Source organism: Oenococcus oeni DSM 20252 = AWRIB129 (assembly GCF_000372485.1).
GTDB classification, from domain to species: Bacteria; Bacillota; Bacilli; order Lactobacillales; family Lactobacillaceae; genus Oenococcus; species Oenococcus oeni.
Genome location: NZ_AQVA01000001.1, coordinates 121,100 through 145,115, shown reverse-complemented (window position 1 = coordinate 145,115; position 24,016 = coordinate 121,100). Strand labels below are relative to the sequence as shown.

The following is a 24,016-nucleotide window of genomic DNA, read 5'->3' as shown; positions in this document are numbered from 1 at the left end:
TTTTAAAGCAGCAATTTTAAGCTCTTTAATTAACAAAAATAGCAAAATTTAGAAAATAAAGACGATATTCCTTTATCCAAAATGTAATATTCTAATTTTCAACGTTCGTGTATTTATAAGCTATTGTACTTTTAGGCTATTTAGTAACGCATTTCAGGGGATATTCCGAATGATAAATCGAAGACTCTCTGAAAGTGTGGGCTTTTAGCTAATTAAGTTAGGAGAGATTTATGAATCGTTTTCGTTGGACTATCGTAGCAATAGTCGTAGTGGTCATTGCAGCAGTCGGTGCTTATTTCGGTCTGAATGGTGGGAAAAAAACTTCCACTAATGATTCGGGGAAAAAATCAGTCGCGATTATCACCGATACTGGGGGAATCGATGATCATTCCTTTAACCAATCTGCATGGGAAGGTTTGCAGAAATATGGTAAAGAAGAAGGTTTATCCAAAGGAAATAATGGATATAACTACTTCCAGAGTAATGATGAGTCTGATTATAAACCAAATATCAACTCTGCTATCCAAGCAAAATTTAAAACAATTTTCGGCATTGGATATGATCTGGAACCGGCTGTCAAACAAGCGGCCAAACAAAATCCAAAAACCAATTTCGGTATTATCGATGACACAATTCCAAATATTAAGAACGTTGTCTCGATAACATTCCATACCGAACAGTCTTCTTATTTGGCCGGTGTTGCTGCCGCCAAAGCGTCGAAGACACAAAAAATCGGCTTTGTCGGTGGTGTCAAAGGCGACATTATCGATACTTTCCAGGCCGGTTACGTTGCCGGAGCCAAATCCGTCAATAAGAATATACAAATAAATGTTCAATATGCCAATTCATATTCTGATGCCGCTCAAGGAAAAACAATCGCTTCAGCCATGTATGCTGATGGCGACGATGTGATCTTTACCGCCGCCGGTGGAACCGGTAATGGTGTTTTCGCTCAAGCAAAAGCCTTGAACCAAAAACAAGCAGCTGACAAAAAAGTTTGGGTTATCGGTGTTGATCGTGATCAAAAATCCGATGGTAATTACACAGATAAAAACGGCAACAAATCAAACTTCACTCTGGCTTCAGCAGTGAAAGAAGTTGGTCAAGCCGTAATTGATATCTCCAAAAAAGCTCAAGCCGGAAAGTTCCCTGGTGGAAAAACCGTCAGCTTTGGTTTTAAAGAACATGGAGTTTATCTAGCAAAAGATTCAATGAGTTCCAGCGTTTGGTCAGCTGTTCAAGCTGCAAAGAAAAAAGTTGAATCCGGAAGTATCAAGGTTCCGATCCATCCAAAATCTTATGCTTCGGTACAATAATCTTAACTGCTCACCTGCCTAATGGCGGCGAGCCTACATAGTATGGAGAGACTTGAGGAAAAATGATGGAGCAAATAAAAGAAAAAATTCCGGCAATTAAAATGGAACATATAGTCAAAAAATTTGGCAATTTTGCTGCCAATGATGATATTAATCTCGAGGTAAAAGCCGGTGAGATTCATGCATTGCTTGGTGAGAACGGCGCCGGAAAATCAACTTTAATGAATATCTTGTCGGGCTTGTTGCAACCAACATCCGGCGAGATATTTTTGCGAGGAAAAAAAGTCAAGATCAAAAATCCGGCGGCAGCTTCCAAGCTTGGAATTGGAATGGTCCATCAACATTTTATGCTGATAGATGCCTTTACAGTGACGGAAAATATTATGCTTGGTGCCGAAAAAACCAAGGGGGCATCGTTGGATATCGAGACTGCAAAAAAGGAAATCCAAGCCCTTGTCGATAAATATAAATTAAAAGTTAATCCAGATGCTTTGATAACCGATATTTCAGTCGGTCAACAACAACGTGTTGAAATTTTAAAAACTCTCTATCGAAAAGCCGATATTTTAATTTTCGACGAACCGACAGCTGTTTTAACTACCCAAGAAATTCAAGAATTGATCGCGACAATGAAGAATTTGGCCGCCGAAGGAAAAGCGATCATTTTAATAACTCATAAACTCGAAGAAATTCGTCAGGCAGCAGATCGAGTTACCGTTATCCGATCAGGAAAATCGCTTGAAACTTTTAATGCAAAGAATGTTTCTGCAATAACTTTGGCAGAAAAAATGGTTGGCAGAAAAGTTTCTTTTACAACTGAGAAAAAAGCAGCCAAAACAGGCAAAGATATTTTAAAAATCAACGATCTTGTCGTTAAAGACGCAGAAAATGTTACTAAAGTCGATCACCTCTCTCTCGATATTCGTGCTGGCGAGATTATCGGTATCGCCGGAATCGACGGCAATGGTCAGACAGAATTGGTTCAAACAGTTACCGGCTTAACACACTCACAATCCGGAGAAATTATTTTAGACGGCAAGAATATTACCAATAAGACACCAAGAAAAATAATCAAAGCCGGTACTTCCCATATTCCAGAAGACCGCCTGCGTCATGGGTTAGAAATCAATATGCCGCTTGCTGACAATATGGTGATTGAAAATTTCTACGAAAAACCATATGCCAGAATGGGAATTCTTCAGGGAAAAGCAATTGCCGATCATGCCAAAAAATTAATTAAACAATTCGATGTCAAAATGACTTCGATCGATGAACCAGCTGGATCCTTGTCAGGCGGTAATCAACAAAAAGCCGTCGTCGCAAGAGAACTTTCGCGTGATTCCAAACTGATTGTTGCTGCTCAACCGACGCGTGGTCTTGACGTCGGAGCCATCGAATACATTCACAAACAATTAATTAAACAGAGAGATCTTGGAAAAGCAGTTATGCTCATAAGCTTCGAGCTTGATGAAATTCTGGATCTGGCTGATAGAATTGCGGTTATATCGTCCGGAAAAATTATCGGCGTTGTCAACACCAAAGACACAACCAAAGAAGAACTTGGTTTGATGATGACCGGGGTCGGCTTGAAGAGTGCTAGAAAAGAACTGGAAGCAAGCAAAAACAAAAATAAGGCAGGAGTTAAATAATGCAATCAAGAAACAACAAAACGATCATTGCCATCTGCTCTGTTGTCTTCGGCCTGATCGCCGGAGCAATCATTATGCTCTTTTTCGGATATAATCCTTTTTCCGGCTATGGTTCTTTAATCAGCACCGCTTTTGGGACGCCACAAAACATTGGTGAAATTTTCTCGCAAATGACTCCTTTGATTTTGACCGGATTATCTTTTTTGATTGCTCAACAAGCAGGGTTTTTCAATATTGGAATGTCTGGTCAACTTTTCGGAGCTTGGGTCGGTAGTGTCTGGTTCGCACTGACTTTCCCCCATTTACCTGATTTTTTGATAATCATTGGCGCAACAACTTTCGGAGTTGTGATCGGCGCAATTTCCGGTTTCATTCCCGGTTATTTAAGGGCCAGGTTCGGAGCTTCAGAAGTTATTATCACAATAATGATGAATTATGTAATCTTATACCTTGGTAATGATGCCATTACAGCTGTCTTTCCTAACTCGATCAAACAAACGGTTGATTCCAGCAATCAAGTCGGAAATCATGGTGGAATCGGTTTGAAATGGTTATCGGATCTAACCAACCAATCATCGATTTCGGCCGGAATTTTTATCGCTCTGATTACAACTCTTTTAATCTGGTTTGTGATGAAGAAAACGACTTTAGGCTTTTCGATTGATGCTGTTGGAAAAAATGCCGATGCAGCCAAATATGCCGGTATTAATGAAAAAGCCACGCAAATTTGGGCGATGACTTTATCCGGAGCCTTGTCGGGCCTTGGCGGTGTCACAGAAGGATTAGGACATTATGGGAATGTTTTTGTCCAGAATTCAACCCCCGAGACAGGCTTCAATGGTATGGCGGTTGCCTTATTAGGATCGGGATCCTTTATTGGAGTCATTTTAGCCGCCGCTCTCTTCTCTGCTTTAACCGTTGGAGGAGCGGGAATGCCAAATATATCAGGCGTTCCTACCGAACTCGTCGCGATCGTAATTGCGTTGATTATTTTCTTTGTTGGAACCGGATATCTAATCGATTTAATGATCGAAAAAATAAAATCAGCCGATCAAGCGTCTTCGAATAAAGGAAAAGGCCCCGGCGCTGGAAAGCAGCAACAAAAAAAGATTAGCAAAAAAGAACAAAAGGAGTTGGAAGCATGAGTTTTCTATCAATTCTCGCACTATTAATCAGCACTACGATTATTTATTCCGCTCCACTTGCTTTTACAGCTGTCGGCGGTGCTTTCTCGGAACATGGTGGTGTTGTCAACGTTGGTCTGGAAGGAATTATGACCATGGGTGCTTTCAGCTCAATCGTTTTTAATCTAACCTTTGCCGATCAGTTTGGAAGTTTAACGCCATGGATTGGCCTATTGGTCGGAGCGCTGATCGGGCTGGCAATTGCCTGGGTTCACGCTTTAGCTACTGTTACCCTGCGAGCAGACCACATCGTTTCTGGTACGGTTATCAACTTGATCGCCCCAGCTCTTGGTGTTTTTTTAATCAAAGTAATCTACGGAAAAGGTCAGACTAATCAAATTAATGAGAGCTTTGGTTATTCCGATATTCCTCTGTTGGATAAAATTCCAATTCTGGGAAAACTCTTCTTTCAAAATACAAGCTATCCAGCGCTGCTGTCAATCGTGGTATCGATTCTCGCTTCATATGTGATTTATAAAACTCGTTTCGGTTTACGTCTTCGTTCGGTAGGCGAAAACCCACAAGCTGCCGATACATTAGGTTTGAATGTTGCTCGTTTGCGTTATCAAGGCGTATTGATTTCAGGTTTCCTTGGAGGAATCGGTGGCGCGCTTTACGCCGAATCGATTGCTTTGAACTTCGCCAATTCAACAATTGCCGGCCAAGGTTTTATTGCAATGGCAGCAATGATTTATGGCCGTTGGAACCCAATTGGAGCCATGTTGGCTTCGATGTTTTTCGGCCTTTCGCAATCATTATCGGTAATCGGGACTCAAATTCCAGTTATTAAAAATATTCCTGCCGTCTGGTTGCAAATTTTCCCTTACGTTCTAACAATCATTGTTTTGACCCTCTTCTTTGGAAAAACAAAAGCTCCTAAAGAAGACGGAATTAATTACATTAAATCGGAATAAAAAAACGAGCTTCAATTTAGAAGCTCGTTTTTTATTTACTTAAGATAATCATATTTATAATAGAATGAATCACCAGAATTAAAATTTTGTAATCCTTTTAACTTCGGATTAACCAAACTTGGATAAGCATTCCAGTAAACCGGTGATGCTCCAGCATTTTTAGCAAGAGCAACTTCGGCACTGATTTCATCTTTCGTCCGAGCTTTGGTATTCAAAGCATCTTGGTCCATTGCTCGATTAAAAGCATTCGTATAAGCTTTTGAAATCCATTTGCCATCATTATTGGTTCCGTTATTAGTAAATAAAGTCAGAAAACCAGTCGGTTCGGCAAAATCAGAGGACCAACCAGCAACCATTACATCGAAATTTTGGTTCTGTTGATCCTGTAGCCTTTGCTTGAATGGAACGAATTTTTCCGTAACTTTTATATTACCGAGTTTCTGCCAAGTTTGTTGAAGATAATCAACTTCAGGCTTCGACACAGGACTTTCAGCGGTTGCTTCAACCGAAATCTTCAAACTTTTCAAACCAGCCTCTTTCAAACCGGTCTTGAAAAGTTTTTTGGCTTTTTTCATATTGTATTTATAATATTTCCCAGTATATTTTTTGGCCGCTTTTGCAAAATCCTCACCAGTTGAAGTCTTGCCACCGGCACCTTCCGGAACGAGACTCGTGGCCGCTGTATACATACCACCGGATATCTCGTTAGCAACGGCCTTCCGGTCAATTGCATAACTTAAGGCGAGCCTGATATTTTTGTTGGCAAGTCCCTTATTTTTGCCTGTTTGATTATATTCGAGATAATAAACCGCATCCCCAGAATACTTTTTAAAATCAGACCGTTTTTTATTAGCTGTAACCGATTGTTGAGAACTCAATGGAGCTAGATCCAATTTTCCCCTTTTGTACAAACCAATTGCAGCCGTTGGTTCTTTGACGACCGTTTCAACGACTTTATCAGTTTTAACATGTTTTTTGTCCCAATAGTTTTCGTTCTTGACCAAGGTAAACTTTCCGTTAGTACCATTCCAACCGGTTAACTTATAAGGGCCATCGTAAACCTGCTTATTAGAGGCCGTTCCAAGCTGTTTACCATACTTTTTAGCGACCTTTGGGTCTTGAGCAAAGAATGATTGAGAGGCCATCTCCAATTCAAATTGCGGCATTGGATGATCCAGCGTTACCACTAAAGTTCGATCATTTTTTGCCACGACTCCAAGTGAACTGACCTTCGCTTTCCCGGCCTGAATCTCGTCGGCATTTTTAATTCCAGAATATTTGTAAGCCGCCTGACTGGAAGTTTTCGGATTAACGACTCTTTGCCAAGCATAAACAAAATCCGAAGCAGTCAGTTTGTCACCATTTGACCATTTAAGACCTTTTCTCAGAGTAAAAGTCCAAGTTTTTCCGTCAGAACTATGTTTCCATTTTTCAGCCAATCCAGCCTTGACTTGGCCTTTGGCATTTCGACTGAGTAAGCCTTCCTGAACATTAATCGCAATCTGGTCGGCATAAGCATCGGTCATTAAAGCCATATCCATCGTTGTCAAATCAGTCGGCATCGAGAAATACAGTGTCGGATTTGTTTTGGCACTGGCCACAGTCGGTATAAATAGACCATTTCCGATACTAGCCAAAAGCAAGCTTCCCAATAGCAATACGTTTGTCCGTTTTTTAAAATTAATCAATCCCAGTGTTTTTTAATCTCCTTCCTTCTCATTTCATAAAATGAAAATTAAATTGCATAATTATACACACAAAAGAAGACGAAGATTAAACAAAAAACAAAAAAATATATAAATACTTTTGGCTTTGATTATTTATCGGGATTTTCCAGAATGAGGGGTTGGCCTTTTTTGCCAACAACAACCTTATCGACTACATTTAAGAATAATCCATGCTCAACCACGCCAACTGTATTAATCAATTGATTGGAAAGCTTGGCCGGATCAATAATCTGATTTAAATGCAAATCGATAATATAATTTTGGGAATCAGTCATGACTTTCTTTCCATTTTCCGTCAATCTCAAAACCGGATTGAGATTGAGCTCTTCGAATTTATTTAAGACATGTAAAGTACCAAAGGGAATAACTTCAACCGGAAGCGGAAAGCTTCCAATTCTGTCGACCAGCTTGGATTGGTCGACAATCCAGATATTTTTTTAGAATTTGTGGCAACGATTTTTTCCCACAGCAAAGCGGCTCCCCCACCCTTGATCCCATTGAAATTATTATCAACCTGATCGGCTCCATCGATCGTCAGATCAATCCGTGGAATTGAATCAAGACTGACAATCTTAATTCCCAAAGACTCCGCTTGAGAAGCAGTTCTCTTAGAAGTAGTCACTCCGGTAAAGGATAAATTTTCTTCTCTAACCTTCCGTCCCAACTCATCAACCAAAAACTTGACTGTTGATCCAGTACCTAGGCCAACAACAGTATCGTTTTCAACAAATTCAGCTGCCCGAATGGCGGCTTCTTTTTTAAGTTCGTTCTGTAAATTTTTCTCCATACAAATATATATACACCTAAATTTTTAAAAAAATCAGAGACTCAAATAATCCAATCAATAAATTGATTTATATTTTACCGAATTAAAAAAATTATTGAAAACACTTTCAAACAATGCTAGACTATTTAATTGATGAAGTTAGTAAAGCGTTTTACTTAATTTTTACGAATTTCATCTTGGATAAGAAAGAGGTTGATCTTGTGAATAAGGTAATAGTTTTAGGCAGTTTAAATGTTGATACTATTCTAAAAATAAAGCGTTTCCCAAATCCTGGAGAAACACTAGAAACTTTAGATAAAAGCTCTGCTGCCGGCGGAAAAGGAGCAAATCAAGCCGTAGCCGCCGTCCGTTCAGGTGCTCAAACAACAATGATTGGGCAAATCGGTCATGATGATTTAGGAAAATTCATGATTGACTCGCTTCAAAATGATCACATCAATGTTTCGCCGATTACGGTCAATGACACAGTAGGAACTGGCACAGCAACTGTTTTATTAGACGAGAATGGTCAAAATTGCATTTTAGTATATGGAGGCGCAAATCAAAAAATAAGTCCAGAAGATATTAAAAAAATAAGCGACAACATCAAAAATTCGGATTTTTTAATATCTCAATTCGAGACCCCGCAAAATGCTACTAAAGCAGCTTTCGAAATAGCAAAAGAAAATAGTCTTACAACTATTTTGAATCCTGCGCCGGCGTCCAAAATCGATTCTAGTTTATTAACTTTAACCGACTTAATCGTGCCAAATGAAACAGAAAGTACAGTTTTAACCGGCATAAAAATTACCGATGAAAAGTCGATGATTGAAACCGCAAAAGCATTTTCAAAAATGGGTATCGATAATTTAATTATCACAATCGGCGATAGAGGGGTCTTTTATTCTACAAAAGAAAAAAGTGAATTAGTATCCGCATATCATGTCAAAGCAGTTGATACAACAGCCGCCGGAGACACCTTCATCGGCGCACTAAGTTCGCAGCTGAAAAAAGATTTGTCAAACATTAAATCCGCTATATCATTTGCTCAATGCGCCAGTTCAATAACAGTTCAGCGACTGGGAGCCCAACCTTCTATTCCAACTCTAAACGAAATTAGAATTGCAGAGAAGAACTATGAAAGTGTTAAAAACTGATTTAAATTTATTCGGTCATTCTTTAAAAAATAATTAAAAAGGAAATTGAAATTCAATATGAAAAAAACAACAGTTATTAATTCAGAGATATCAAGTGTAATTGCCGGAATGGGACACATGGATTGGCTGGGAATCGGCGATGCCGGAATGCCGGTTCCGCTTGGAACAAAAAAAATCGATTTGGCTCTGACGAAAAATTTACCAAGTTTTATCGATGTTTTAAAGAACGTGTTAACAGAATTAGAAGTCCAAAAAATCTATCTAGCAGATGAAATAAAAACAAAAAATCCGGAACAATTGCAGGCAATCAAACAACTGATGCCAAATGTCGAAATAGAATTTGTTCCTCATTCCGAATTAAAAAAAGATCTTGCCAAAACGCATGCCTTTATCAGAACGGGAGAGATGACAGCATTTTCAAATATTATTTTGGAATCCGGCGTAGTCTTTTAATTCAACTTAAAAAAATCATGGAGGTTTAAAATTATGGAATCAACAGCAGTCGAAAAAAAACATGGATGGATTCAGTTATCCGATGGATATTTGGATAAAACACCCATTTTCCAATTCGTAATCGTTTCTCTTATATTTCCGCTTTGGGGAGCGGCAGCATCTTTAAATGATATTTTAATTACCCAGTTCAAAACTGTTTTCCAACTGAACGATGCTTCGACAGCTTTTGTACAAAGTGCTTTCTATGGAGCCTACTTCTTAATTGCAATACCAGCTTCACTAATCATCAAAAAAAATAGTTATAAATTTGCGATCATGACCGGTTTGGTATTTTACATTGTCGGCTGTGGATTATTTTTCCCAGCATCGAACATGGCAACATACAGCATGTTTCTCGTTGCTATTTTCGCGATCGCAATCGGTCTAAGTTTCTTGGAAACATCCTGTGATACTTACAGTTCGATGCTTGGACCTAAAAAACAAGCAAATATCCGGCTGAATATTTCTCAAACCCTGGTTCCACTGGGCGATATGATGGGAATTATTTTGGGAAAATATTTGATCTTCGGTTCCGTCGGAAACTTGTCAGAGACAATGAAAAATATGCATGGTGCTCAAAGACTGGCTTATGGCGAAAAGATGCTTCAGCTAACGCTGGAACCCTATAAATACATCCTGCTTGTTTTGGTTCTGATGCTCGCTATTTTGGCTTTCACACCAATGCCGAAATCAAAAGCAATCAGTACAAGTAAAGATAAGAAAAGCAGCCCGAGTCTAAAAGAAACGCTAGTATATCTGGCAAAGAATTCTCGCTTTAAAAAAGGTGTCATGGCACAATTCTTTTATGTCGGCATGCAAACGACAGTTTGGTCATTTACAATTCGCTTGGCACTTGATCTGAATCATTCGATAAGCGATAGCGATGCCAGTACCTTTATGATTTACAGTTACGCCGTTTGGTTCTTCGGAAAAATCGTTGCCAACCTACTAATGAACCGCTTTTCCGTAACAAAAGTTTTGACTGTTTTTTCCGCTCTCGGTACTATCGCTTTGCTGATAACAACTACGGTTACAAACATGACTGCTGTCTATGCGGCAATTGCAACAAGTTTCTTTTTCGGACCAGAATGGCCAACAATCTATGCCCACACTTTGGATACAGTCGAGGACAAGAGATTTACAGAAACAGCTGGCGCCTTTATAGTAATGGCAATCGTTGGTGGAGCCGTTATCCCGGCAATTCAGGGGCTGGTTTCCGATATCAGTGGTTCGATGCAATTATCATTTATCGTTCCAACAATTTGTTATGTAATAGTTACTACTTATTTTTATTTCGAACACCGCTTGGATATTTCCAAACAAAAATTAGCAATAAAATAAATATTCAATCATTTGAATCTTTACTTAAAAACTCCCGATTAATTAATCGGGAGTTTTTAGGCTAACTTATAAATATAAAAAAATTCAGATAAAAAGACGAGAACTACGTTCTCGTCTTGCATCTAAACTTATATCTTTTACTTTATCAATAATTGTAAACTATCGAATTAATGCTCGGCAGCTTACTTAATCTTAGACGAAGTAAGTGACAAATTACTCCAGAATTCGTTGTTAGAAGGACTGACATTGTATCCTTTAACACGATGGTTAACAGGAGCCCATGTATAACTAAAGCTGCCTGGAGCATAAGCGGCTTCTTTGTTCATATATGCCTGCCACTTTTTGAAGACTTTAACTCGATAACTTTCAGTCCAAGCCTTGCTTCCATTCATTTCATTCATTAACTTGGTATTTTCCTTTGAAACAAAATGACCCATGTTATAAGGTGCATCCTCACCGTAAATTTGTGTTGGTGTCGGTTCGGAAGATAGGCTCCAAGCTGCGGCATAAACATCGATTTTACTTTGTTTTGGTTTTTCCAAAGTATCATAGAAACTATTCATTTCCATTTCTTTGCCTGTAGCCAATTTGACATTCAGACCAATTTTATGCCATTGCTGCAAGTAATCTTGATATTCGGCTTGTTGAGCGGAAGTTCCCTGCATTGCACCAAAGTAAATTGTTAATGGTTTTCCGTTAGGGCGTACTCTCCACTTGCCCTTTTTCTTATAACCAGCCTTATCAAGCAATTCATTGGCTTTTTTAATGTTCAATGGATAACCTTTAGCTGATTTATTATAGTATTTGCTAAAGACTGGTGGAAGGAGTGTATTGGCACGCCAACTAACACCATAACCAAACTTCTTTTCAACCGCATCCAAATTCAAAGCATACATCATTGCCTGTCTGAGACTGCGATTTGCCATTTTACTGTTTTTATCCATGACATTCTTTTGTGTCTTAGTATCGTAATGGCCGACATTAAAACCAAAGTAATCGTAACCCAATTCCGGCAGACCGATGACTGAATAATCTTTAAGATTTTTCAGTTCTTTATAATCGGTTCCGTGCATAACGCCATTAGGTGAAGTGAAATCATATTTCTTTGACTGGATAGCCTTGTCAACGTTGCTAGAAGAAACGACACTAATTACAATATGCTTGATTTTTGCCTTTTTGCCAAAATAGTACTTGTTAGGAGACCAAGTTGTCGATTCTCCTTCAACTACTTTGTCGAGCTTGTAGGCACCAGTAAAAATAGGGTTCTTACGTACTTGACTTGACGAAGCCAGTTTTGCAATTGAAACATTTTTGATGTATTCATATGGTTCAACAGAATCCCAAATGAAAGAATTACCGGCATATTTCATGCTTGGGGACATCTTGGTAAAGTGAATTACAACTTGTTTACCATTCTGTCCATCCGGATAAGTGAATCCGGAGATCGTTTTAGCTTTGCCGGCGTGGTAAGCAGTCATACCTTCGATGGTCGCAAAATCAGAAGAATATTGTTGTGAAGTAGTATTCGGATTGGCGATTACTTCGTATGCATATTCAACATCTTTCGCTGTCACGGCCATTCCATTTGACCATTTAGCATTTTTGCGGATCGTAATTGTTGCCGTCTTGGCCTTTCGGTCTAATTTTAAGTTGGCAAGTCCGCCATTAACTATTTTATAGTTCTTATCGTTAAAAAATAACGTATCCAATCCACCAGGTGCAAACACATCGGCATCTTCTGCATTTGATGCTAATACCGGATCAGAAATTCCCTCAAAAGGCGAATCGTTAGGTTCTGCAACCTTTAAGGTACTTTTATTATTGGCACTTTTACTGGCAGCACTGGTGTTCTTATATGCTGACGGAAAACTGACTGTTCCAGAAGTGCTCTTAGCGCTGACCGGATGAGCGGCTAACGCAACAGCCGATAAAACTGCCATTGCCGAAAGGGTAATTTTTTTAGATTTACTCACTATTACCTCCCACAAATATTTTTTTATAAGTAAACTAACTCTTCAAAATTATGTTGTAAATTGACTCATTTTTAAAAAACTTTTCAGCTGGCATCATCTCCTTAAATGACAGATTTTTCATTTGTTGCTTTTGCGTTGCGAAGAATCAGCAGCACGTCTGGCAACTTGGCCAATATAGCTAATTGCCAAACACAAGATAATGATCTCTAAAGCTGCAGGAAACCAAGTCCACCAATATTCGGTAATATTGTTCGGATCATTGGCATTCGCAATCAAAGTTCCCAAGGAGGGTGTTTGAGCCGGTAACCCAAATCCCAAATACGAAAGACCAGTTTCAACCCCAATGTTTTCGGCGAAAGATAAAGTCGTATCGACAATAATCAAAGAGGAAATATTCGGCATCACTTCTCGAAAAATAATTTTCCAAGGATTCGTACCAGAAGTAATCGAAGCAGCAACATAGTCTTTTTTAGATTCTGCAAGTGTTCGCGAGCGAATCAGTCTGGAAGTCCCCAACCAATAAAAGCAGGAAAAAATCAATGTCAAAGTTACTGCATTGTAGTTATTGATTATTGTCACAATGACAATAATCATCATCGTCATTGGCAGCATCATCATAAAATCATAGACACGCTGCATGCCCCAATCGACAAAACCGCCAAAATATCCGGAAATAAGCCCCCAAGCAATTCCGAAAGTCGAGGAAATCACAGTCAACCCCAAAGCGATTCCGATTGAATTTCTCGAACCGACAATCAATTGTTGGGCAATCGAACGACCACCGGCATCAGCTCCTAAAAGAAAACCATCTTTAAAAGGAGCATCGAAATAATCCAAAATATTGGTTTCCATCATTTTTGATGTATTGATAAATAAAGATGCAATTACAACAAAGAGAATAAAGGCCACAACGATTACCAAGGCAATCAAAGCCGGACGGTCGGCTTTGAATTCATTCCAAATTATTCGTCCAGCCGATGGCGCTGCCTCTTTTTCAGCTTGTTTTGATAAGCGTTTTAAATCTTCAGTTGAGATTTCTTCATAATTTTCACCAGTTTGTTTCATCTCCTTTACCCCCTTATTCGATCCTGATCCGAGGATCCACTATGCTCAAAATTATGTCTGATAGAAGGGTCCCAAAGATATTAAGAATTCCAAATAGTAATACCAGTGCAGTTATTACCGTGTAATCACGATAAGAAATAGAATTTACAAATAATAATCCCATTCCAGGATAGGAAAAAACACTTTCGGTAAAAATAGCGCCGTTTAACAATCCGGTAATCGAGTAACCAGCAAAAGCTGCAATCGGTAGTAAGGAATTCCTAAAAATATGGTGCCGATATATATCGTTGATCGGAACTCCTTTCGCCCGTGCAGTCCGAACGTAATCGGAGGATTTAGCATCGACAACTTCAGAACGCAAATACTGAACAATGTTGACTGTTCCAAACAAAGCTCCCAGTATGCCAGGCAAAAGCATATGATAGAATCTTGATCCGATCGTTGCAAAAGTGCCATTAGCGGTCGGAGAAACCGATCCAGTTGTTGGGAACCAACCTAAAACATAGCCAAAAATCCAGATCCCCAAAACCAGGATTACGAAAAAAGGAATGCAATAGGTCACATAAGTGTAAAAACGGATAACCGTATCCGGCAATTTTCCTTCATGACGTCCGGCATAAATCCCCATCGGCAAAGCAATTAAGTAAGTCAATACCACCGTGAACAAAGATAGCCATAAAGTATTGACAGCTCTTTGACCGATTATGCGTGTGACAGGTTCGTTATATTGATAACTTTCACCCAGATTTCCATGGAATAAGTGAACGACCCAATTCCAATACTGTTGGTACCAAGGATCGTACAAACCGTTTACTTCCATCAAATGATGAATTTGTGCAACTCCAGCGCGCGGGTTGATTGATCCGGTAAAGGGATCTCCGGGCATTGCTTTAGCAAGCAGGAAAACAATAATACTTAATATGATAATTTCCGGTATCATTATTAAAATCCTGCGTAAAATTGTTTTCCACATTATACTTCCACCTCTTTTTCTGAATATTTCTTGGCTTCCTGAGGTGGCAAAGCAACACTATGCATAGAAGAAACTTTAACTAGTGGATAAGCCAAACCATTTTGATCATAATATTTCGAGGACTGTTCCTGATATATTTTTTCAATCTGAAGCCTTTTTTCACGGTGCTCTTCCCGATGATCAACATCGATTTGGGGAATTGCAGCCAGTAGTCGTTTCGTGTATATGTGTAAAGGATGATTATAAATATCATCACGACTACCGACTTCGACCAGCCTTCCCTTGTTCATGATTGCGATGTTATTGCACATATGGCGAACAACACCCAAATCATGAGAAATGAACAGGTATGTGATTCCGAATTCTCTTTGAATTTTTTTCATAAAATTTAAAACTTGGGCCTGAACAGAAAGATCCAAGGCAGAGACCGGTTCGTCAGCAACGATCAATTTTGGATTTGTAGCTACGGCTCTGGCAATACCGATTCTTTGTCTTTGTCCACCGGAAAACTGGTGAGGATATTGATACAAGGCGTCTACACTCAAACCAACGATGTCGAGTAAACGAAGGACACGCATTTTTTCTTCATTCTTGCTCAAATGCTCAAAATTTCTTAATGGTTCGGCAATAATGTCCTCAATTCGTTTTCTTGGATTCAAACTTGAAAGAGAATCCTGAAAAATCATTTGTACATCGCGGTTATAATTCAATTTTTTTCGGTTTTTTTCACTGGTAATATCGACGCCGTTGTAGAGAATCGAACCGCTAGTAACTTTCTCAAGACCGACAACTGATTTCCCGGTTGTCGATTTTCCCGATCCTGATTCGCCGACTAGACCATATGTTTGCCCTTTTTCGATATTGAAACTAATTCCATCAACTGCTTTGACCGAGTCGGTAACACGATTGAAAAAACCTGAACGAATCGGATAATGAACTTTTAAATTATTAATCTCAATTAAGCTCATTTGCGACCTTCTTTTTCTTTTGATCAGGAAAATAAAAACTCTTATAACAGGTACAACGAACCAAATGACCACTGCTTACCTCGTGCATCTGCGGATTCTTTTCATGATCGGAAGCTGGAATCCATGGAATTCTGGAAGCAAAACGGTCTCCGCTCGCGGGCATTTTTTGCAGCGAAGGAACATTACCGGAAATTACATATAAATCATCGCTCTCGCCGCCCAACTGTGGTATCGAACGTAATAAAGACCGCGTATAAGGATGCTTTGGTGTTTTAAAAATTTGTTTTGTCGAACCATATTCAACAATTTGTCCGGCATACATAACAGCGACTTTATCAGCTGTTTGAGCAACAACACCTAAATCATGGGTAATCAAAACAATTCCGGCATGATTTTCTTTTTGAATATTTAACAAAACATCCAGAATCTGAGCCTGAATCGTAACATCCAAAGCAGTTGTCGGCTCATCAGCGATTAAAAGATCCGGTTTGCAGGCGATTGCAATTGCGATGACCACTCTTTGCCGCATTCCACCGGAAAGTTCATGCGGAAACTGATGAGCGGTCCGTTCAGGATTAACAATTCCCATTTGACTAAGCAGCTCAATTACTCGAGCATGCTTCTTTTCGGAAGACAGATCAGTATGATAGTCCATCACTTCTTTTATTTGATCTTCAACTCTTTTTAACGGGTTTAATGATGACAAAGGATCCTGAAAGATCATGCCGATTTTGGCTCCTCTAATCTTGTTGTATTTGTCTTCAGGCAATCCAACCAAATTGGTTCCTTCAAAGTCTATTTCACCGGAAATTTTCGTTTCTGCCGGATCATGCAGACCCATAATCGTTGTAGCCAGAGTACTTTTTCCACAACCGGATTCACCCACAATTGCAAGAATCTCGTCTTTTTTTATTTGTAAATTTACGTGAGTGACGGCATCATAAAAATGGCCATCGATTTTGAAGGCCGTGCTAACATCCCTTACGTCTAAAATTTTTTCAGTTGCCACATTAATTAATTCCTCCCCTTAAATTAAAACTTACAAATTTAAATTATTAGTGTTGTTTTTACCATAAATATCCAACGCTTGTCAAGTTTTACAAAAAACAACAAGATTTAAAAACCCAAGTATAGCAACTATTTAGAAGAAATTATCTTAAAAAATGAGTTGCGATTATCAAAGAATTAAACCCATATTTTTTTAATACCTACTTAAAAAAACATTTGATGTTTGTATTTTTATTGAATGAATTTTGTGCCTAAAAAAACTGTTGTAATCGCAACAGTTTTTTAAATAGCAAATTTATGATCTAAGCGAATCTATTTTTAAGATATTATAAATCTGAAAATATATTGGCCGGAAAAAACTTTATTAATTAATTTGTTTCCAATTTATCTTTGAATACTAAGTAGACAGAAATCGTAATTGTTAAACAGACCGAGATAATTGAAGCAATGAGTACAAAAATACTGCCAAAAGAAATCTCAGCCGCGTGGGACAAATAGACATTCAACTGATTAAAGAAAATTAAAATATTCAAAGCGCCAAAAATCAGTAGATAAGCTAAATTGCTTTGACGATCCTTTTTTAAAATAAGGATCAGGAAAATAAATGCAAGACTTGGGATTTCATATCTCTCATGTTGTTGCATTGTAAAAGTAAAAATCCATAACGAATACATTAATAAAGCTTCATTCAAATCGAAATGAAAACGCAAAATCATTAAGAAAATTATCGCAAGAATGATCAACAAGATCAGAAAATTCAAATTCTTAAAAGTAAGACCGAAAGCAAAAACGTCGTTAACTTTTGGCAGCAATTTAACCGAATAAGGATAAAAAACCGACCAAAAATTAAAAGTATGATCGTTAATAGCTAAATAACGGCCGCTTCCATTTAAATATAATTTAATCGGTAAGAAAAAGTCATGATTAATAATCATCAAAGGAAACCAAGGAACAAGAAAAGTCAGACTGCCGGTAATAAAAGATTTCAAATAATCAAGAAGTTTATAGTGAATGATTAGGAATAAAACAAAGATTGGGAAAAAATAGACTGCCTGAAGTTTCGATAATAATGAGACCGCCATCCAAAAAGATGCAAGTTCAACATGTTTATTCTCCAAGTAATAAAAAGACAAAATCAGCGTAATCACGCTGATTACATCAAATTGCCCCCAAACAGTGGTATTGAGAAACAAAGCCGGTGAACAAAGAAACAGTAAGACCAAAGGCCAATTATTTCCGTTGAATGAAGACCGTTCTTTTTTAAGCCAAGTAATAAAGGCAAAAGTGCCAATCAAGGAAGGTAGCTTTACCAAACCGTTACATAAAAAATAAAAAGGTAATCCTCTCAGACCCAGCGAGATATGAACGAAGTTCAAGAAGGAACCAATTACACCTAATATCAAAGGGATTAAAGGTGGGTAGTTAACTAACGGGTGAATTTTACTGCTGTAAATGTTGAAATAATTTTTTGGAATCTCTAAAGCCCAGGGAATATTAAAACGTCGAACATCCATAACGCTGCTGATAAAAAAGACGGCCAACAAATACATGACTAAAAAAGAAAAGACAATTATTCTTTTTTCAAATTCCGACTCGCGTTGAAGTTCTTTTTCTTTAATATTTTTTATAGCCATATTATTTTCAACCAACTTTTTTAGTAGTAAACACGATATTGCCCGAAATCTTTCTTGTGTCTATTTCTCAGCCTGAAGTGAAGTTTTTGACCCTTTTTAACAATCAGGACAGAATTATTGCTCATCTTTTTTGGTTGCTTAAAATACCACTTGCCATAAGATTTATAATTCGATTCAGTTTTAAAAGTAACATTGGGTTTTTCTTTATTAAAAGCAACCGGACTAATTGGACAATAAAAGCGTGGAATCACATATCCACCCTTCGGCAGACAAGTGATATAAATTTTTTTCGCTTTGCTTTTATTGGCAAATCGAATCGCTTTGCCCAAAATCGAGGGTGTTAAGGTCCTTCCCTGTGTTAGCAAAGTTTGATCGGCATGAAAATAAAAGAAAGAAAAAGTAACAAAATAAAGAGAAAAAACTATTGTGAATGCCATCTTAAGGATCGGCCCTTTTAGCGAATAATAAAGACCGAGCGCCTCAAAATATAAAATCGGCAACATTAACGCATTCAAGTGATTTGCATTGATTTTAATAATCATGACAATTGGGAAACAGGATAATAAAGAAATTAACATAAAGTTATCCCAATCGTTGCGTTTTTTAAAAGCAATTACAATACCGACAATACAGAATATAAACATAAAAGGATATAAAATACCGATTTGAGGTAAAGAATTCCAGATAAGATGATCATTCCCAGTCACCATTAGCTTAATAAACTTGAAAATATTATTCGAAATCGAATAAAAAATATTTCCATGACCAATAATTAATTCCGAATTGCTACGACTGCTTGAAAGTTTTGGGATCGTCAAAGATAATATTTTGAATGTTTTCCCCGAAAAATAATTAATTTTGGCAAATAATAAAAGTGGCCAAATGATCAACAAGATCAAAAAAGCAGGTGCCGACAGGCTTTTAAGAGACGCTTTTTTCTTTAGATATAAATATCCAAAAATCCCGCAAACGAAAAACGGCAGCATAAACCAATTATTCGAATAAGCATAAGCGCTAAGAGCAATTAAAAAAGCAAAGATATAGAGATACATTTTTGCTTGTTTCGGATGATTTGCCTGTTTACTTAAAAAAAGCAAAAAGGCCGAAGCAGCAAAAGTGAAAATAATTGGGAAAAGATTGCTCTCCAAGCCCCAACGATTAGCCATAATTGACCAAGGGCTAAGAAAAACGGTTGCCAAACTCAGCAAAATCAATCTGTTCGGTAATTTATACATCAGCATTCCAACCACAAGAGAAAAAATCGATCCGATGCTGAGAATTACCATCGGTAAACGATAAGCGACCAAACTAAGCCCGATCAATTTTATAAAAGGAACGCTGATCAAGGGATAAAGAAGGTTCATGCCCGTGCCCCAAGCATACAAATAGACAGGGTTACGATTTAAAGCCGAATCAACACCGTAGTGGGCCAAGCTCCAGGAATTATAGCCACCCATTGCTTCGTCCAAATTAAGTCCCATTATCGAACTATAGCGAAATATTCTAATAAAAGCCGTCAGGAAAATAATTGACATGGCAGCTATTCGAAAATATTGTGAACGATTTTTAAATAAGCTGGAACGATTTAAGAAGAATATTCCAATAATTGTTAAAAAGATAATAAATAATTGAATAAACATATTGATTAACAGATTAGACCTTAAAGCACACCCAATAATTACCGATATAAAAATAAAAAACTTTGTTAACGGGAGCTTTTATTGTCAAAAAAGCAACATATAACAATCTGTCTCGAATAAAAAATAATGAAATCTTGATTCTCCAAGATCCACTGAATATTAAAAAGCTAATTCCTTTTATTTAAAAATAACTCTTATCCCTTTCTCATTATACATTTTGAAAATCGGACGATCTTGTTTGTCTAAAATAACGTTATCTCCCATTTTCAGTTGTGAAATTGATCAACGGTGTCTTTAATTTAAATAAAGATAAAGATCAGCAATCGACGGGGCGCAAAACCATAACAATTAAACAGCATATTTTTTATTTTTGAACTTTATATACAACCTTGTATCAGGAGTTTGTCAAGATCCAAATTATTAAGCAAAAATTGCTAACACACGTTGCACTTTATTTATTTTGTGTATTAAAAAACTAGCATGTCTTTACTTAAACATGCCAGCTTTAATTAACTATTGCCCTTGCTGGACTCGAACCAGCGCATGATGGCACCAGAAGCCATTGCCTTACCAACTTGGCCAAAGGGCACTAACAAAATATCATTTTAACATGATATCTAATGAAAATTCAAGCATTATTTTCTTTAATTATTGACTGGTCAAATTTGCTTTCTTTAACCATTGAATGACGAACTCCATAGGTGAAATAGATCAATAAACCAACCAATGTCCAGACGCCAAACATTACCAAGGTTTTTGTCTCTAACTGAGTTATAAAAAAGAAACTTGTTAAACCACCAATAATTGGAATGATTGGATAACCAGGTACCCGAAAACCGTTTTCATTTGGTAAATCTGTCCGATGGCGGAGCGGTATGATACCAAAATTAACAAATGTGAAAGCCGCCAAGGTACCTGCATTGATTAGAGAAGCAAGATAGGACAAAGGCACAAAGCCGGCCAAAATAATTTCAACCACACCAGCAATCAGAAGCGCATTAAAGGGCACATGTTGGCTACCGGAAATTTTCCCAATAAAATTTGGTAACAAACCATCGCGACCAAAAGAATAAATTAAACGAGAAGAAGCAAACACCAAGGCTAAAACACCCGTAAACATGCCAATCATCGAACCGATTCCAATCACCGAAGCCAACCCTTTTTGACCGACGAAAGTAAAGGCAAACGAAGCCGGATCGCTGACATTTAATTTCGTATAATTAACCCTTCCAGTCAAAACAATTGCAAACAAGGTATAAAGTACCGCCGCTACGATGACCGTATAAATGATTCTGCGAGCCACCTGTTTTTTTGGATTTTTAACCTCCGCAGTATGAGCAGCGAGAGTATCAAAACCAATAAAAGCAAAGAAAATCCCCGAGGTAGCCATCCAAATTCCCGATAATCCAAAGGCACCGGTCTGAAATTCTTTTGGATAAAAAGGAACATAATTATTTGATTTAATAAAAAATAAACCAACGATAATAAAAATTGCCAAAATAGCCAGTTTAATCGCAACAAAAACATTTTCGACCCAGCGAGTCGTTGATAAACCGATTATTTGAATACCAAGAATCACCAATAACAAAACTACAGCCGGCAAATTAATAATTCCGCCTTCCATCGGACCAGCCAAAATGGAATTAAAGCCACTAATATGATCCGTTTGAAGCAAACCTGCGAGATAAGATGAAAAACCGACAGAAACGGCCGAAGTCGCCAAGAAATATTCAAGTATCAAAGACCAGCCAAGAAACCAGTCGACGACGACCTGCCCAAAAATAACCGAGCCATAGGAATAAGCCGATCCGGCAACTGGCAGAGCACTGGCAAATTCTTAATAAGCCATCCCCGATATACCGGAAATAATAGCAGCCAGCAAAAAAGAAATTGCCACCGCAGGGCCGGCATGAGTGGCCGCTTCGGTTCCCGGCAAAATAAATATTCCTGTTCCAATTACAGTTCCGATACCCAAAGCAACCAAATCCTTCGTATCAAGTACTTTTTTAAATGGGCATCGGCTTCCGTAAATTGTTTAATCGAACTGCGTCTAAAAGCAAGTTTTAAAAGTCCCAAAAATATCTCCTTTTCCTTTAATGAAGCGAATTGTACAAATTATGCCATGCGACAAACAAAATGTAAACCAAAAATTTAAAAAAAGAATCTTTTTTATCGAATATTTTTTAAAACGCAGGCAGAAAGAAAAGAAAAAAACAAATAAAAAACGCCATCAAAGCGTCCTAAAAATTAAAAATTTATAGAGTTGTTTGATACCAATCCAAAACTTGTTTGGGAGTCAGACGTTCCCCGTCTCCAATGTGAGAAAGTTGTTTGCCATCCTGAAAGAGTACAAAAGATGGGATTCCCCTCAAACCTTGGCTTTTGGCAATTTCCAAATTAGCATCCCGATCTGCATCAAACCAATTGGCAGTCTTTGAAACCTGATCCTTGATATTCTGAACGAATGGTTTGATCGCCTTACAATCTCCGCACCAATCGGCAGATAAAAACATTAAATTGCGACCCTTGGCTTCGATATTCTTTTTAAGCTGATCATCTGTATTTGTTTCCGGTTCATAGAAATTCATACTTACATTTTATCAGTTAATTGAGTTTTTCCAAGCTTTTTAAGAAGATCATTCCGATTGGAAAATCTGACGAATTTGTTTGAAAAATAATTCAACGAAGGCCAATAATTTTTCTCGGGTCAAAACAATTTGATCACCGTTTTTAAAGGATAAAAAACTTTCATAGGGAAAATCACTTGGAAAAACAATCGCCTTACCCGACATAATTGCCTGGTTGATTATACGCAGTTCGACTAAGGAATTGAAGACCCCGGTAATATTTTTTTCCAGCGAGTCAGACCGTCCTTTAAAACGCTCGTCCAAAGAAAGAAGCACAGTCTGAAAAAATATTTGATCATCAGCCTGAACATCATCTAAAAGCAAATGCGTCTGCCCCTCGGCTCGGTCGATGTATGTTTTTGTATAAGCAGCTTCAGTCATTTTCCCCTTCTACAAAGATAATTCTAGCAGTCAATAAAAAACTGTGCCAGAAAATAATCAGATGTTGATTTTCTGAAAAATTTTTTCGGCTAATTTTTCCCAAGGGACTTTATTTGAAACATTTGAAAGCATGATAACGGCGTTAGTAGCGTTCTTATTAATAAAGATACTCGGCTCATAACTCAAAATATCTCCGTGAGCTTTATAATATCGGGGATAAGTATAAGCACCGGAAGCATAAGCAAAACCATTGACTTTTGAATACATTTCTTGAACGAGTTTTTTTGGAATTAATTTTCCGTTAAGTAATTGTCGGAAGTACAAATATAAATTTCCTGTCGTTGTAAAAAGATTGCCAGTCGCAACCTCGCGTTGAAGATATGAAGGATCTTTGGAAAAGCTTGCTTCAGTCGTTAAATTATTTTTATAAGAGTACGTATGATTTTTGCTAGCAACAAATTCACCCGGCGATAAGAAATGAAATTTGTTGCCAAACTCAGTTTTTAAATTAGTGGCATAGCTTTTTTTCGTCAATATTTTCAATATACCGGCTAAAATTTTAAAATTAGTCGCATCATAATGCCAACTACCAATTGGATATTTTTGAATGGCATGATCTGTATACCAATCAATATATGCATTTCCATCTTTTAAATTTATCGGATTGCCTTTGGATGAAAGTCCGGAAGTCATTGTTAACAAATTATGAATGGTAATCTTTTTGGCATTTGGAATTTTTGGATAAAAAAGGTCAAGTTTGGTTTGCAAAGTAATTTTACCGGCCTGAATCTGTTTCATAATCAATAAAGCCGTCAATCCTTTTTCAATTGAGGCCATTCCATAAAACGACTTCGGTGTGTTCAGAATCTTTTTATTCTTATCGGCATAACCGTAGGCGGTATTCAAGAGGATCTTATTCTTGTGGATAATTAAAATACTCCCAGAAAAATTACTATCTTTAATTTCTTGTTTAATTGTCCTGGCCAAAGGGCTTTTCCTTTGAAATTTATTTGTATCAAAATTTTCTTTATACTTAACCGAAAATTGATCGATTTTATGGAAATGATAAGGGCGCAGAGGCTGCCCGCTTTTGTGGACTGATTTATTTTGTTCTTTAGATTGAAGAAAACAAAAAAGAAGAACGACAAAAAAGGCCAACAAAAAAAGACTTGTTTTTACAAAAAAGTTTTTCATTCGTTGG

Annotated in this window: 18 protein-coding genes, 1 tRNA gene and 2 pseudogenes; 7 read left to right on the top strand and 14 right to left on the bottom strand. The window is 37.6% G+C overall.

Annotation, left to right across the window (positions count from 1 at the left end; translation table 11 throughout):
- Positions 1-230: 230 nt before the first annotated feature.
- From A3G9_RS0100700 to A3G9_RS0100685, 4 genes are all read left to right on the top strand, one after another.
- Positions 231-1,316 (top strand): BMP family lipoprotein, encoded by a 1,086-nt coding sequence (locus tag A3G9_RS0100700; protein ID WP_002819427.1) that lies wholly within the window; start codon positions 231-233, stop codon positions 1,314-1,316.
- Between the two features lie 65 nt (positions 1,317-1,381).
- The gene (locus tag A3G9_RS0100695; protein ID WP_002819428.1) at positions 1,382-2,965 is read left to right on the top strand and encodes an ABC transporter ATP-binding protein; all 1,584 of its coding nucleotides are present in this window, start codon (positions 1,382-1,384) and stop codon (positions 2,963-2,965) included.
- Entirely contained in the window at positions 2,965-4,110 is a 1,146-nt protein-coding gene (locus tag A3G9_RS0100690) for an ABC transporter permease (RefSeq protein ID WP_002819429.1), read from the top strand. Before A3G9_RS0100695 ends, A3G9_RS0100690 begins: the two co-directional genes overlap by 1 nt.
- Complete coding sequence (locus A3G9_RS0100685) at positions 4,107-5,063, top strand: ABC transporter permease (RefSeq protein WP_002819430.1); 957 nt, start codon at positions 4,107-4,109, stop codon at positions 5,061-5,063. The genes A3G9_RS0100690 and A3G9_RS0100685 overlap by 4 nt, the downstream gene beginning before the upstream one ends.
- Positions 5,064-5,098: 35 nt before the next feature.
- On the opposite strand, the gene A3G9_RS0100680 is transcribed toward A3G9_RS0100685, so the two are convergent.
- Both A3G9_RS0100680 and rpiA read right to left on the bottom strand, forming a co-directional pair.
- The gene (locus A3G9_RS0100680) at positions 5,099-6,700 is read right to left on the bottom strand and encodes a peptide ABC transporter substrate-binding protein (RefSeq protein WP_002820887.1); all 1,602 of its coding nucleotides are present in this window, start codon (positions 6,698-6,700) and stop codon (positions 5,099-5,101) included.
- A gap of 179 nt (positions 6,701-6,879) precedes the next feature.
- Positions 6,880-7,577, bottom strand: a pseudogene (rpiA, locus tag A3G9_RS01000000109340) (ribose-5-phosphate isomerase RpiA).
- A 200-nt stretch (positions 7,578-7,777) separates the two neighbouring features.
- Here rpiA and rbsK point away from each other — a divergent pair.
- The 3 genes from rbsK to fucP are packed head-to-tail and all read left to right on the top strand — an operon-like array spanning position 7,778 to position 10,546.
- Positions 7,778-8,713: a ribokinase gene (gene rbsK, locus A3G9_RS0100670; protein ID WP_002820888.1), complete on the top strand. Its 936-nt coding sequence runs from the start codon at positions 7,778-7,780 to the stop codon at positions 8,711-8,713.
- Between the two features lie 57 nt (positions 8,714-8,770).
- A complete protein-coding gene (gene rbsD / locus A3G9_RS0100665; RefSeq protein ID WP_002819433.1) occupies positions 8,771-9,166 on the top strand; it encodes a D-ribose pyranase in 396 nt (131 codons plus the stop codon).
- A 33-nt stretch (positions 9,167-9,199) separates the two neighbouring features.
- Positions 9,200-10,546 (top strand): L-fucose:H+ symporter permease, encoded by a 1,347-nt coding sequence (gene fucP, locus A3G9_RS0100660; RefSeq protein WP_002820889.1) that lies wholly within the window; start codon positions 9,200-9,202, stop codon positions 10,544-10,546.
- A gap of 182 nt (positions 10,547-10,728) precedes the next feature.
- Here fucP and A3G9_RS0100655 read toward each other — a convergent pair whose 3' ends face one another.
- The 12 genes and pseudogenes from A3G9_RS0100655 to A3G9_RS0100595 all read right to left on the bottom strand — a co-directional run bounded on the left by A3G9_RS0100655 (position 10,729) and on the right by A3G9_RS0100595 (position 24,009).
- Positions 10,729-12,519 (bottom strand): oligopeptide ABC transporter substrate-binding protein, encoded by a 1,791-nt coding sequence (locus tag A3G9_RS0100655; RefSeq protein ID WP_002819435.1) that lies wholly within the window; start codon positions 12,517-12,519, stop codon positions 10,729-10,731.
- A 117-nt stretch (positions 12,520-12,636) separates the two neighbouring features.
- On the bottom strand, positions 12,637-13,584 hold the full coding sequence (locus A3G9_RS0100650; protein ID WP_002819436.1) for an ABC transporter permease: 948 nt from the start codon (positions 13,582-13,584) through the stop codon (positions 12,637-12,639).
- A gap of 13 nt (positions 13,585-13,597) precedes the next feature.
- Positions 13,598-14,557 carry an ABC transporter permease gene (locus A3G9_RS0100645; protein WP_002816400.1) on the bottom strand — a complete coding sequence of 320 codons (960 nt, stop codon included), beginning with the start codon at positions 14,555-14,557 and terminating at the stop codon, positions 13,598-13,600.
- Entirely contained in the window at positions 14,557-15,525 is a 969-nt protein-coding gene (locus A3G9_RS0100640) for an ABC transporter ATP-binding protein (RefSeq protein ID WP_002819438.1), read from the bottom strand. Before A3G9_RS0100640 ends, A3G9_RS0100645 begins: the two co-directional genes overlap by 1 nt.
- Complete coding sequence (locus tag A3G9_RS0100635) at positions 15,512-16,534, bottom strand: ABC transporter ATP-binding protein (RefSeq protein ID WP_002816398.1); 1,023 nt, start codon at positions 16,532-16,534, stop codon at positions 15,512-15,514. The genes A3G9_RS0100640 and A3G9_RS0100635 overlap by 14 nt, the downstream gene beginning before the upstream one ends.
- Positions 16,535-16,901: 367 nt before the next feature.
- Positions 16,902-18,167 carry a membrane protein gene (locus tag A3G9_RS0100630; protein ID WP_002819439.1) on the bottom strand — a complete coding sequence of 422 codons (1,266 nt, stop codon included), beginning with the start codon at positions 18,165-18,167 and terminating at the stop codon, positions 16,902-16,904.
- 20 nt (positions 18,168-18,187) lie between these two features.
- Positions 18,188-19,807, bottom strand: a complete 1,620-nt coding sequence (locus A3G9_RS0100625; RefSeq protein ID WP_002819440.1) for a hypothetical protein — start codon at positions 19,805-19,807, stop codon at positions 18,188-18,190.
- Positions 19,808-20,323: 516 nt separating this feature from the next.
- Positions 20,324-20,396, bottom strand: a tRNA-Gln gene (locus A3G9_RS0100620).
- Between the two features lie 39 nt (positions 20,397-20,435).
- A pseudogene (locus A3G9_RS01000000109335) lies at positions 20,436-21,883 on the bottom strand (APC family permease).
- Between the two features lie 179 nt (positions 21,884-22,062).
- Positions 22,063-22,395, bottom strand: a complete 333-nt coding sequence (locus tag A3G9_RS0100605; protein WP_002819445.1) for a thioredoxin family protein — start codon at positions 22,393-22,395, stop codon at positions 22,063-22,065.
- A gap of 48 nt (positions 22,396-22,443) precedes the next feature.
- Entirely contained in the window at positions 22,444-22,815 is a 372-nt protein-coding gene (locus A3G9_RS0100600; RefSeq protein WP_002821670.1) for a hypothetical protein, read from the bottom strand.
- A gap of 57 nt (positions 22,816-22,872) precedes the next feature.
- Positions 22,873-24,009, bottom strand: coding sequence for a serine hydrolase domain-containing protein (locus tag A3G9_RS0100595; protein WP_002819448.1), 1,137 nt, complete (start codon positions 24,007-24,009; stop codon positions 22,873-22,875).
- Positions 24,010-24,016 lie beyond the last annotated feature (7 nt).

Coding starts and splice junctions, on each gene's coding strand:
- A3G9_RS0100700 (WP_002819427.1), top strand. CDS start 231: ATGAATCGTTTTCGTTGGACTATCGTAGCAATAGTCGTAGTGGTCATT.
- A3G9_RS0100695 (WP_002819428.1), top strand. CDS start 1,382: ATGGAGCAAATAAAAGAAAAAATTCCGGCAATTAAAATGGAACATATA.
- A3G9_RS0100690 (WP_002819429.1), top strand. CDS start 2,965: ATGCAATCAAGAAACAACAAAACGATCATTGCCATCTGCTCTGTTGTC.
- A3G9_RS0100685 (WP_002819430.1), top strand. CDS start 4,107: ATGAGTTTTCTATCAATTCTCGCACTATTAATCAGCACTACGATTATT.
- rbsD (WP_002819433.1), top strand. CDS start 8,771: ATGAAAAAAACAACAGTTATTAATTCAGAGATATCAAGTGTAATTGCC.
- fucP (WP_002820889.1), top strand. CDS start 9,200: ATGGAATCAACAGCAGTCGAAAAAAAACATGGATGGATTCAGTTATCC.
- A3G9_RS0100650 (WP_002819436.1), bottom strand. CDS start 13,584: ATGAAACAAACTGGTGAAAATTATGAAGAAATCTCAACTGAAGATTTA.
- A3G9_RS0100645 (WP_002816400.1), bottom strand. CDS start 14,557: ATGTGGAAAACAATTTTACGCAGGATTTTAATAATGATACCGGAAATT.
- A3G9_RS0100640 (WP_002819438.1), bottom strand. CDS start 15,525: ATGAGCTTAATTGAGATTAATAATTTAAAAGTTCATTATCCGATTCGT.
- A3G9_RS0100630 (WP_002819439.1), bottom strand. CDS start 18,167: ATGGCTATAAAAAATATTAAAGAAAAAGAACTTCAACGCGAGTCGGAA.
- A3G9_RS0100625 (WP_002819440.1), bottom strand. CDS start 19,807: ATGTTTATTCAATTATTTATTATCTTTTTAACAATTATTGGAATATTC.
- A3G9_RS0100605 (WP_002819445.1), bottom strand. CDS start 22,395: ATGAATTTCTATGAACCGGAAACAAATACAGATGATCAGCTTAAAAAG.
- A3G9_RS0100600 (WP_002821670.1), bottom strand. CDS start 22,815: ATGACTGAAGCTGCTTATACAAAAACATACATCGACCGAGCCGAGGGG.
- A3G9_RS0100595 (WP_002819448.1), bottom strand. CDS start 24,009: ATGAAAAACTTTTTTGTAAAAACAAGTCTTTTTTTGTTGGCCTTTTTT.